Origin of the sequence: Photobacterium galatheae, assembly GCF_000695255.1 — a bacterium.
Taxonomy (GTDB): domain Bacteria; phylum Pseudomonadota; class Gammaproteobacteria; order Enterobacterales; family Vibrionaceae; genus Photobacterium; species Photobacterium galatheae.
This window is the reverse complement of sequence record NZ_JMIB01000004.1, coordinates 160,335-172,549: the sequence shown is the minus strand read 5'-3', so window position 1 is coordinate 172,549 and position 12,215 is coordinate 160,335. Positions and strand designations below refer to the sequence as shown.

The window sequence follows — 12,215 nt, the reverse complement described above, 5'->3', positions numbered from 1 at the left end:
TGACAGACCATTTCCGGTGCCCGGACTGCATGAGATGACGGAGATAAAAACGGAAGGCAATTGCCTTCCGTTTGATTTCAAATGCGCTGATTCGACCCCATCAATCTGTATGAGCGATCAAATCTATTGTGCTCTCAATATCATCCTGATCAACATCGAGCGCTGTCAGTTCAGCCTGGACCTGCTCACACAGCGCTTGCTTTATCGCCGAATGATCATCCAGCCATTCCCGCATACCCGTTTCGCACCACTCACAGAAGCTTTCTTCCCATAAATCACCCCGAGCGAAAGTCAACCGGGCTTTGAGTACTGGCAGAAACGCCTCAAAACCACCGTCAATCTCATCCTGATTGTCCCAATAGTGCTGGAACAGTGCATCGATTTGCTCGCCGGTGCCTTCGTACTCGGTCATCAACGGCAGCGCCTTCAGGTACTCGACGTACAGCGGAATATAACGGCTGTGTACTTCTGCCAGCATTCCGGCCGCATAATGACCATAAGGCAATTCATCATGATAGAAAGCCTGTTCAATCTCATTATCCTGATACCAGCGAATCTGAGCTTTCAGATAGATTGCCAGTGCATCCCACGCATGCAGCGTTTTCGCTTGATCAAACAGGCAAGAAGGAATCGCGGAACCATAAGTTTTTGGCTTTTTCAGGTGAAGCTGTTTGAGCTGGGTATTATCCATGGTCCGAACGAACTGACGGATTTCGTGTCCCATAAAACGTTGATCAAACCGGTTTTCGTAATCAAAACAGACCGGATCTTCCGAAGTCATCGCATCGGGGTGACGTACCTCTTCCAGCCAGCGGCCCAGCTCAGCGTTCATCGCCTCTGGCGTGTCAATGCCAGCAATCCGGCTGAGTTCCTGCTGATACAGATCTTCGCGCTGCAAATAGAGCTGCGCCAGCAGCTCAGCCGGAATATCGGTGCCTACCGCTTCATCGGAACGGGGATGAATATGATTGTTCTCACTCATTTTCATCGTCCTCCTCAAAATCATGAAAATCTTCTTCATGGTCAGCCAACGGGTATGGCAGCGATCGATAGAAACTTTCCCATTCCGGGCTGTGATGATGACGTGATGCCAGGATATTCAACCCTTCATCGGCGAAAAACGCTTCATGATCCGGGTCAATCGCATTCAGATAGCGGCTGATCAGCGGCAGCCATCGACTGTCGGATAAACCCAGTTGCAATGCACAAGCAGCCAGCGCAGGCTTATAATTTCCGCCAAAACAATAATCCGACCCATCGTAACCAATAAAACTGTTGAGGATATCTGCCATCCATTCTGCGCTGGAAACATTGGGGAGCTGAATCACAGTACTGAAAAACTTTTCTTCATCCCAGACCGTTTTGCCATCTGTAAACGCAAACATCAAATAATTGCCGGTGCACAGTTGTTCAATCTCAGTGCATTTCAGCGACAGTCGATGAAGCGCCGTCCCCAAAGCTTGATCAGATTGAAAATCGGATACCCACACTTTCTGCTTGCCCAGCATCGCTAGCTGGTATTTCTGCGCATCATTCTGATGTTGTGGTCGGGACCAGTCTTCATCCCAATAACACTTGCCTTCCTGGACAGCAGACCATGTTTCAAGTGCAGCCCCCGGACTTTCCATCGATAAAGCCGTCAGCTGCTCCGCCGTCAGATGCAGCGTATGCAGATGCTGCCAGCTCGCCATCAATACCTGAGGGTTCGATGCACAAACCGGCAGTTGCAGCAGATATTTTTCGTCACCCGATGGAGAAATTCGCTCAGGATTGCGCTCATCAGCAACGGCAAGCAGTGGAGAGCGCCATTGTCCATCCAGGGCAATTTTACGAACTGCACTATCATTCCAGCAGATCCAGAGGGCATCTTCCTGCGCACTGATCTGTAAGCCGGACATCCGATTGATAAATTCGGACACCTGACGCGCATCATCCGGTTGAAATCGTCTGCCCAGTTCTGACTGCATAAAGACGCGCACCGGTATCCGGTGCATGAGTTCCTGAAAAGGCAATTGTGGTTCACTGACCAGTGGCATCCGGTTTAAATCAATCAGATTGACCGCGTGCTGGTAGTTCTGCTGCCCTGCATCCTGATGATCTTCTGCCTCAATCACCATGCTGGGCATGGCCAGCAAGCCACGACGGGCATCGACTGCAACACTGGTCTGTTCCGGTTCCCATTGATCCAGCGGCGTTTCCAGCTGCTGAGTACGAATCCTGGCTTTTCCGCGTACTACATCCAGATCGATGCGTATTAAACTTTGCAGCGGACGTCTTCTCCGATCCGTAAATTTGGCCTCACGGCAGGCATAGAGAATCAGACTATTTTCTGGTCCGGCAAAAAGAAGGTCGTTAAAATGAATCTCGTACAGGGGTTGAGGATGCGCAGCCTCGTTATCAGCCTCGTCATCATCCGTTTCCCAATCCAGCTCAACCGAACAGGAACGACAAAGTTTGTTCCCCTCAAACTGCCAGAATTCAACATGATGTGTGTAAGTGGTCTCTGAATGATACAAAACCGCTAAAGTTCGGCCATCAGACAGTATCACAGCACGAAGATACTCAATGCCATAGTCGTAAAGAAACTCTGCCTGTTGCTGTTTCTCATCCAGCAGATATAAACAGCCATACTGATCGTAGGCAATGCGGCATTGCTCATAGCCGGGCTCAGCAGTGAAATAATCGGTGAGTGTTGTACTGCTTTTGGCTTTCATCAGGGCAGTTGCCCAATTCAGAGTCAATCCCGTTCCATTCTCTTTTGGGCTCAGGGAATAAATTCGGGGGGCACCTTGCTCCGGATCAATATAAAAGAGCCCCTTCTTCCCGCTTTCTGCATCCATTGCCGAATTGAAAAAATGATTCATGGTTTGTTCCTGCTTACTTTTTGCCGGCGATGCGCTCAATCCGCTCACAGAGAGGGCAAGCGCGTCATCCATCGGCCAACATTCCCTCCCTCAATAAACAGGCGCATGCACTACATTTCTGAGTCAGACGGAGCATAACTGAATTTTCTTTTTTCAAGTGGCTGACAGCCCTCAAAATTTTTTTTATTTGATCTCTATACCAATCGTGAAAAGCACGACTTAATCTGAACGGCTATCTTCAATGGTCTTTTAAATGATGCAAGGTTGAGGTCAGGCTCAGAGGCATTTTTTTAGGGGGAATCATGGACAGGAATCAGGCTTCACCTCAAACATAAGGTACTTTTTTCCTGCCTTTCCTTTCAGACACTGTATGCGTTACATCAACCTAAAGCGCAGCAATACCAAAAATTTCCCGAAGCACATAACCAACCAGAAAAGCCAGCATCGCAGCCGTTCCGCCGGTGAGCAGCGTGCTGATTCCGGATCGAAACACGGGTTTATCGAAAAGACGGCTCTTGAAAGCACCAATCGAAAAGAACATCAGCCCCGCAAGACAGGCACTGATCGCAAACTGAAGCAGGGGTGTAAGTCCCGGAACCATGAACGGAATTAACGGCACTGAGCCAATGAAAACAAATGATGCAAATGTTGCAATCGCAGCCTTCACCGGATTCCGGTTCGTAATTTGTACGCCATGCTCTTCAATGAGCATGGTATCAATCCATAACTGCTGATCAGCGCTGATGGTATCGACAATCTTTTCCAGCGTTTCGCCGGAAAAACCTTTATTTTGGAAAATTTGCCGGATCTCTTCCCGTTCTCCCTCCGGAACCCTCCGAATGTGTTCCTGTTCAGTCTCGCGAATGCTCTGAATAAACTCGCCCTGGGTCTGAATCGACTCATAGTTACTCACCGCCATACTGAAGCCATCTGCGATCAAGTTGGCAAATCCCAGAACCAGCGCAACCACAGGAGAAAAACCAGCCCCTACAACACCGGACACCACCGCAAAAGTGGTCACACACCCGTCAATGCCGCCAAGCACAACGTCCGCAGCAACATTTTCTTTCGCGGGCCTGTTGAGTTTTTCTCTGATCGCTTCCGGCCGGTGCTCCTCAGAGAGTTTTTCATCGCTGTCAGGGTGCATACACAGTCCATCTCACTTCATTCTGAAATGCCTGACACAATCAGGCTTCGTAGGCAGATTCCGTAAGCATAGTCCAGAGAGATGACGGAAGTTTATGGATCATTTTTGCGTGAACGCAGCTCAAATGCCCTGACGATGACATAGGCAATCAACGCAAAGATAAAGAACACCAGTAACATCCAGGCGATGGATTGCAGTGACTCGATAATGGTCCGGTAAATTTCCAGCACCCAGCGTTCCGTTGTTAACACAGGCGGCGTGAAGTTTTCACTCGGTGCGCGTAAGAATTCTTCCAGACTGTAAATTCTCACACCGCCGGAAATACCCACAACATAGATGGCGAATTTCAGATATTTTGTCCAGGCAAATGCAATATCACTCGCCACCAGCCTTTCCAAAATGACATCAATGGGCTGGCTAAATAGTTTCGAGACAATCACACAAACACAAACGGCGATGACAAAAGTCACGACTAATAATGACAGAAACACCGAATTCTCCTTTTTATGAAACATCCATATTTAGTTTATCTCTGCTCCGTTCACTCACGGCTCAGCGTGACTTTCATTCCCCGCCGCCTGACTTTGATTATTATCGTTCTGCTTAGCATGACTTGCTCCAACATGAAGTTGATCTTTCTGCGCAGTTTTTCCTTTTTTTGCTTCCGCTTCGAGTGATTGAACCTGCTCATCTCCAGACAGAACCAACTGGTCTTGTTTCCCATCATTGATGATAAGTGTTGTGACATTCCCTTCGACTGAGGACAACGCTGAACCAGATATTGTGATGAAAGTTGTGGTCAGGAGTAGCCCAATCCCGAGTGCTTTTTTCGATGGATGCTGTTGCAAAATTCACACCTTTTCAGACTAAAATCACGAAATCGCATGAAGAAAACTTGGTAGATTGTGATGTATTTTTTGAACATGAACATTAAATGAAAATTTAACAATAATTAATTTTAATAAAGCCTGTCAATGCAGGCTAAAACACCTAACAATGTTATTTAAATTGACATAATAACGTTAAAACAAACCTAAATAAATTTATGCCCATTGAATTTCAACTCTTTCCATGTAGGTTGATAACATCCATTATTATCTCTTTTAAAAATTATCTCATGAAAACCTTTATGCTTTGCTTCATCTTGACAAGCACTTGGGGCGAGAGATATTAGGATATTTTTCTCTCTCAACTTCTTAAAAACCCTGTCATATCTATTATCATCAACCGAATCAATATGACGATAAAAATCAGATATTGATTTAAATTCATTTGGAGCCTTCACATCCACCCCATTCTTTTTTAAAAATAAAAAAAGGAAATATTTCTCTAGCGTCGGGAGTTGTCCATTTCTAGCCTTGTCTCTCTTATATGAAACAAAACAGCTTTTATCTAACTTCCTCAAAATAAACTTGGGTAATATCTTACTAATATATCTATTCCTTGTTCTCTTATCAGGAAGGATTTCCTTTAACATATCAATATTTAATCGGTCTATATAACCTTTATGAGTATGTCCGAAAAATACTCCATCAAACTCTGAGTTCAACATATATGCTGAAACATCTGGAGAATTGGTAAGCTCTGATGCAGCTTCTCTGGAATGGTGTGGCGGTTGAATAAAGTGATGATGTAATATTGCAATATTTAGACTACTATCTAAATCTTTAACTATCATATCTGATGGTTCAACATAACCATATGCGAATGATTTATTGTTTTGTGTACTATCATAAAGATGTACATTTACTCTATTACCATTAAAATAAAAAACTTTATTATGTCCACTTTGTACAGGCTGAAACTGTCCATGAAAAAAATCTAAAGAAGTTTGAACAAGCTTGCCATTGAACCGATCATGGTTTCCAGGAATTAAAACATACTGTTTATGAACAGAATCAGCTAACTTTAATCCTATCTTATGGGCTCCATTAATATGCTCGCCTTCCAACCAATTTCGAACATGAACAAAACTTTCTGAGTTTCCGATTCTACTAACATCACCAGTTATAACAAGGAGATCCCATTCATTCTCTTTCAAATAAGCATCCAACGATAGAAAAGCTTGAATATTATGCCCATATCGATGTGGAAGTTTAAAGTTACTCGTAGGCTCCTTAAATAAGCTTTCAGAAATATGTAGATCTGAAATGTGAATTATTTTAACAGTATCCATACCCCCTCCGATAAGTGTTGATGGAACTTATTCATGAACTCATAATTTATGCGAACTATTTGTTGAAAATTCAATCTCAACAATACGGATGAAAAACTCAGTTCGTTTATACACTATCCTCAAACTCCCCCCTGAATCCAATCAAATTCCCAAAAGGATCCTGAAACTGGCACATACTCAAACCATTTTCGATCGACATCGGGCCACGATAAAGCTTCGCACCTAATTGGGTAAAATGCTCAATTGCGGATTGAAGACAAGGGACTGACCAGTATAAGACCGTCCCGTTTTGACCGGCTCCGACTTTTTCATCCGCCTGAACAATCTCAATTGAAAATCCATTGATATCCAGCACGGTAAAATTGAAAGCGTCGAGATAAACAGCTCTGGCTTGCGGAAACGCCCGCATATACCAGTGCAAGCCCGCTTCAACATCCGGGACATGAACCAAAACAGCGCTGGGTGCCATCGTATTGGTTATCATTGCTCTGCCCTTTCTCGATATGTTTCGTGTGCTTTGCATCCAGACACGCTACCGCCCTGGCATTTCAGAAACGTGTACCGGATACCTGTTATTCAGGAACTGCTGTTTTCTCCAGGTGGTTCAGGATGTAATGAAAAACATCCTGATGGGCATGATGACCAAAGATACAATCGATATGTCCGTACCCCGGAATTTCTTCACGATGATACTGCTCCGGGCCGAACTGCTGGCAAAGCTTATCGTAAGTCCGCTGGGTACTTTCCGGTAAATAACACTGGTTCTCTGCGCCGGAAATAAACAAAATCGGTAAATCAAGCCGCGCCAGCTGCGGCAGGTAAACGTCATTCCCCTCGGCATCGAGTAATTTTCCGGCCCGGCACATGGTTGCGAGGTGCTTCAGGCTTTCAATGTTAGCTGCCCCAAAAAGTTCATGTAAGTGATGGTGTAGCACGTCATTTAACTGATCATGCCGGTAAAGTGAACCATACATAAAGGTGATGCGATGGCAGGGATCTGTATTGCAATTTCCCTGAGCCTGAGTCTTGGCGTACAAACTCAGTGTCCGGTCATAGAGTTGGGTCAAAGCTGAACCCCCATCTTCCGGCACCTGAGCCGTCAGGGAATTCACACCAAAACGTTCAAGAATTGTCGGAAAATACAAGCCTGTTTTGATCCGGGTGACGCTGGGGACCACAATGTCCGTCGCAATCTGTGAGCACACAATACTACGCACGCCTTTCAGACCATTCAGCATCGACATAAAAAAAGTTGTCGCGCCATAGCAATGCACCATCGCCTGAATGCTGGCTGCACCGGTTTCTGAGCAGATTTTGGCGACCGCCGCAGGAAAGTCGTATTGGGCAACCTGATCGGCATTCGAAGCACGAGCCGACGATGGCAGCAAGATACTGACCCGGTAATCCAGTAACCATACGTCGTAACCGCCTGCGACCAGAAACTCAACAAGGTTTGTGTCTATCATGTCGGTGGAGAAAATCGTCGAGCCAACCCCTAAACCATGAACCAGCATAACCGGTCCCTTCTGGCCCCCTTGATAGCGGGTCAGCCTTAAATTCACACCGTCATCTGTCTGAATGGGATAAATCGCCGGCTCTGGTGCACGCAACTGACGTTTCTTTCGGGGCGGGTGAGACACCTTCCGGTGATGAAAAACACCGCCGTAAATGTCATACAATTCACCGGCAAAAAACCGGCCAAACCTGGCGATCACAGCCAGTTTTTCGTCACGCTCCTTTGTGTTGGTGATTTCAATTGTTGTTAACTGATGAAAGAAGTCTGTCGGGCTGATGGTGAGCACCGCTTTACCGACGAGTGTCCCATTTTCATCGGTGCCCTGATAAACACGGACATACAAAGTCGTGGTGTCTGACCACAGATCCAATGTGTCCGGATCATCCTGAATCTGTTTAAACCCATCCAGAAAATACACCTCACCGTTTTGCGCCTTCAAGCGTACCCGGTAGCGCATCTGCCGTATATCCGGTTGGGCAGGAAGCTGTTCAAATAACCTGAACTCGCCTGAGCTGATCGTGAGCGGTTCGGATGAAAGCGCCTGACACACCACCGTCCCATGCGTGATCTCCGCCGGATGTTGCGAGTTTGCCAGCATGGCATCCAAGTCATCGGAAGCTATCGTCAGGGTAAATGACATATCAGTGCCCGCACGCCGTCCCTGACGGGCTGCATCAAGATAACCCGCAAGTTCATCACCCGTGGCCGTCATCCCGGCAGAAAAATAGCCCCGCATCGTCTCCGTAAAGCGAAGCCCGACGGTTTTGGAAAGAGGTTTACGGGTTGTGGCGGAAGGCAGTTTGTAGGAGATTGTCCAGCCATGATCCCTTGCCATCAGCGCACAACAGCGTTCTGCCAGGGCACTGATGGTCAACAGCGGATTGACCGCCAGAGAGGTCGGAATCACTGAACCATCAGAAACATAAAGCCTGTCATGGACTGCCGTGTCATTGCCACTGAACACTTGTCCTTGATGATTCACCACCCCTTTAGAACCATCCTCCCCCATACAACAGCCTCCAAGCGGATGGACGGTCACCAGGCTTTTATTCATGAGGGGGGACCAGATCGGATTCTTGACATAAGTCCCCCCCAAGGCTGCTGTTGCCTGAGTCAGACGATCATGAACATGCTTGAAATTTGCCTGCTCACCGACATTCGGCCAGTCGATCCGCAGCCGATCGTTTTCCAGAAGAATCTGACCATTGCCATCATCATGGCTCATCGCCAGATAGGTTTGCGTATGGTTCACAGCACCGTGATACGGCCCCCGTACCACACTCTCCCAGGCACGGCTGTGCTCTTGCAGTTCATCCAGAATGCCATCGTCGGTATCCTGACCGAGCAGCCCGGCAGCGCTTGCCATCGCCATGGGCAGCAAAGGGCCAATCGCACTCGGTAAGCTGCCTTCCTCAATCACCATGCGCTCGTCACGCGCCTCGGCATGACGCAAATCAATGATGCCAGTAATACATGGACCAACGGGCTTTTGGTTGTCACGCTGCAATTTGCCGAAGCCGACACCGTCAACAGGCTGATCGCAATTATATCCAAAGCCCAACACATCTCCGTTGCCGGTAAAACCGTGCCCCAGACGATCAGACAAAGACAATCCAAATTCACGACTGCGCAGCAGTATCTCGTTACTGCCTAATGTCCCGGCGGCAAGGACAACCATATCGGCTTGAACGGACAATCGTGCGTCATCAGGATGGCCTTCTCCTTCTTTGCCTTGTCGTGCGCCGACCCGTTTACAATGAACACGCCACCCCTTTGCTACTTTTTCCAAATACCGGACACTCACCTCACAGAAAATTTCAGCGCCATGATTCCAGGCATCCGGCAAATAATTCATTTGAGTGGTATTTTTAGCGCTGTAATTACAGCCACTGACACAGTCACCACAGTTTGTGCAGGCAGACTGCTCAACCCCGACATGATTCACCCCGCCGGGCGGTGTTTCAAAAGTCACATTTATTGGCGGACGCGAAAAAGCGACGCCGAAAGCTTCAGCAGACTTTTCATGGGCCTTCAGTTTGTTTAACGGCGGATAGTTTTCCGGATAAGGGGTGGGTTTCAGCATTTCCGCAGCTCGTTCAAACCCTTGTTGGAGTAAACCATCGAGATCATTTCTCAGAGGTTCTGGCCAGGCTGGATCTGTCATAACTTCTAACGTTGGCTCAAGTGAAACATTGGCATTGATCAAGGAGGTGCCGCCAAGGCCACACCCGACAACGACGTTTTGCTGCGCCTCAATATGAATATCAAACAGCCCGGTCTCTGAGCCAACACGTCCATGAGCCAGCTGGATCTGCATATCCTTGCGAACTTCAGACAGCGTATCCGGAAATTCACCGGGAAGAATTTCGCGACCGCGTTCCAGTAAGCAGACGCGCTGGCCGGCTCTCGCCAATCGCGACGCGGTGATTGCTCCGCCATATCCAGAGCCAATCACAATCACATCAAATTTTTCGTCTTTCAGTTTGTCAGGGTCAGAAGTAATCCGTTTCATTATTCAGGCTCCGCTCAACTCACCCGCTTGCGACATCGTTCTCAGATGCTGACCTGACTCTCAGATCAATCCCGGATGTTTCCTTTACCAGTCTGCCAGTCTCAGTTCGGTACGAAGTGGCTCACCGGGCAGACCAAACCATCCGCCTGCCTCAAGCACCTGACCTTTTTTGCCGAAAGTTGTCACCCGGATCTGATGGGTTGCCCGGTCAATATCGACCCGGCAGAAATTATCTTCCTGGGTAAAGTTCCATGCCCGGTAATTCATTTCACAGGCCACGCCATTAGCCTCAAAAGAGAAGGTGTCTTCCTGCCGCTCTGCCTGTGAGTCATGGACAAATCCGGACGGATCACCATCGGCAAAAGGAAATGGCCAGTAAAAGGCCGATGATGTAATAGAAAACGCACGCAGTTCTTCACTGCCGGCAGCACCGGAAAAGCGCATTTCAGCGACATTACTGCAATGAATATCCCCGGACAGGAACACCACGTTTTGCACTTCAGATTCCACAATTTTCTGGAGGATCGCTTTTCTGGTGGTCGGAAAGGCCGGCCAGGAATCCGTCGCTTCACACCAACGAACCCGATCTTCGACTGAACCCACTCGCCCGAGGCGTGCATCGACAGGATTGGGAACAAATACGCTTGAACTCACGATGAACTTGGGAATATTCCCCAGACGATGCTGACAATCTTCCAGCCAGCGCAGCAACAGGTCGAGCTGACTGGGTTCTTCGTCTGCCAGACTTGGCCGGCCCAACAGACAATTATCTTCCAGAGAATTCAGGACATCATTCATCACACGCTGAGTACGTGTATCCAGCACAAAAAAGGGATAGCCACCACAGTCAAACTTGTAGTACAGGCGCTCGCCAAAACAGTTCGGGCCATGCACCCACTGATAACTTCGATAGGCGTCTATAGCCAGGTTAAACACACAACGGCTTTCTGCACGGCAAATACGATCCTGAGACCAGTTATCTTCGATTTCATGGTCATCAAGGATCATGTACGTTGGAAATTGCCGGAGTAATCGCCGCATGTGCCTGGAACCGAATGCTTGTTGATAGCGCGATTGGAATGCTTCATAGGTTTCAGCTTTCATCACTGGAACATGCCGGTTGAGCATATCCGCATAAATCTGGTCACCTACCATGAGCAGCAAATTCACCCGTTCCCGCGCATCAAGACCTGACGCTTCATTCAATAAAGGTTCAAAAATGGCGTCTGAGTGTTTCGCTTTCCACAGGATTCCCGGGTAACGGCATGACCCCAGGATAAAGCTGATCCCCCGCTCATGCGATTCTGCCGGAAATGTGCGAAATTTTGCTTCGGACAGTTCCGGATCCAAAGCTTCAAGATCACTAAACCAGATGTCAGGATCGGGCAGCCGCTCTGCAAGTGTCGTATGGGAAAGGCTGTCATCTTCTGGATTCGGATCATCAACCGAGAGTGTCCCAACCCGCACTTCATATTCCGTATCTGCTTCCAGCGGGAATAACTGGCTATTCTTGGGCTTTAGCCCCAATTCTTCACCTAATGTAAAAGTGCCGGTTCGATCATATTCACGTCGCAAACGAAAATAATACACTCGGCGCAGCCTCGGACGACGGCCATTCACCCGAGTAATCGCAATCACCCCAACTGTTCTTCGGCCAAGGTTAAATTCTAAATTTTCGCTTTCGGTCGCGCCACGAATCCAAATCCGTGCACTTGTTGCAGTCGTATGCCCCACAATGGGTCCTAACTGAGCGGGACGAAGTTGACTCATTGCAAACCCTCCTCACCATGAGTGCTTCCGGTCATTGACAACATTCATTCTTGGGCTGTCACCCTTGTGATTTCTCCGTGTACTTTGCAGCCAAACACGCTACCGCCCCTGACATTTCAGTCACGGATGCCGGATATTTGTGCAGCATTTATAGGTCATGAATTTTAAACATGAGAAATGAGGCAGTCAGTTTTGAGACTTTGCGCGGGGAAGCGACGGGAAAACAAAAG

The 12,215-nt window shown here is 47.8% G+C and carries 9 protein-coding genes; all 9 read right to left on the bottom strand.

What is annotated here, in order from left to right; translation table 11 throughout:
* Positions 1–100 precede the first annotated feature (100 nt).
* A complete protein-coding gene (locus EA58_RS02520; protein ID WP_152547913.1) occupies positions 101–982 on the bottom strand; it encodes a hypothetical protein in 882 nt (293 codons plus the stop codon).
* The gene (locus EA58_RS02515; protein ID WP_036748591.1) at positions 975–2,936 is read right to left on the bottom strand and encodes a hypothetical protein; all 1,962 of its coding nucleotides are present in this window, start codon (positions 2,934–2,936) and stop codon (positions 975–977) included. Before EA58_RS02515 ends, EA58_RS02520 begins: the two co-directional genes overlap by 8 nt.
* Before the next feature lie 313 nt (positions 2,937–3,249).
* Entirely contained in the window at positions 3,250–4,011 is a 762-nt protein-coding gene (locus EA58_RS02510; RefSeq protein ID WP_036748589.1) for a VIT1/CCC1 transporter family protein, read from the bottom strand.
* A 92-nt stretch (positions 4,012–4,103) separates the two neighbouring features.
* Positions 4,104–4,502 carry a hypothetical protein gene (locus EA58_RS02505; RefSeq protein WP_036748882.1) on the bottom strand — a complete coding sequence of 133 codons (399 nt, stop codon included), beginning with the start codon at positions 4,500–4,502 and terminating at the stop codon, positions 4,104–4,106.
* Positions 4,503–4,556: 54 nt separating this feature from the next.
* Entirely contained in the window at positions 4,557–4,859 is a 303-nt protein-coding gene (locus EA58_RS02500; protein ID WP_036748587.1) for a hypothetical protein, read from the bottom strand.
* Between the two features lie 185 nt (positions 4,860–5,044).
* Positions 5,045–6,187, bottom strand: coding sequence for a metallophosphoesterase family protein (locus tag EA58_RS02495; RefSeq protein ID WP_036748585.1), 1,143 nt, complete (start codon positions 6,185–6,187; stop codon positions 5,045–5,047).
* 106 nt (positions 6,188–6,293) lie between these two features.
* Positions 6,294–6,656 (bottom strand): VOC family protein, encoded by a 363-nt coding sequence (locus EA58_RS02490; protein WP_036748582.1) that lies wholly within the window; start codon positions 6,654–6,656, stop codon positions 6,294–6,296.
* A gap of 103 nt (positions 6,657–6,759) precedes the next feature.
* Positions 6,760–10,215, bottom strand: coding sequence for an alpha/beta fold hydrolase (locus EA58_RS02485; protein ID WP_036748579.1), 3,456 nt, complete (start codon positions 10,213–10,215; stop codon positions 6,760–6,762).
* An 84-nt stretch (positions 10,216–10,299) separates the two neighbouring features.
* The gene (locus EA58_RS02480) at positions 10,300–11,985 is read right to left on the bottom strand and encodes an alkaline phosphatase D family protein (protein WP_051641851.1); all 1,686 of its coding nucleotides are present in this window, start codon (positions 11,983–11,985) and stop codon (positions 10,300–10,302) included.
* Between the last annotated feature and the right edge of the window lie 230 nt (positions 11,986–12,215).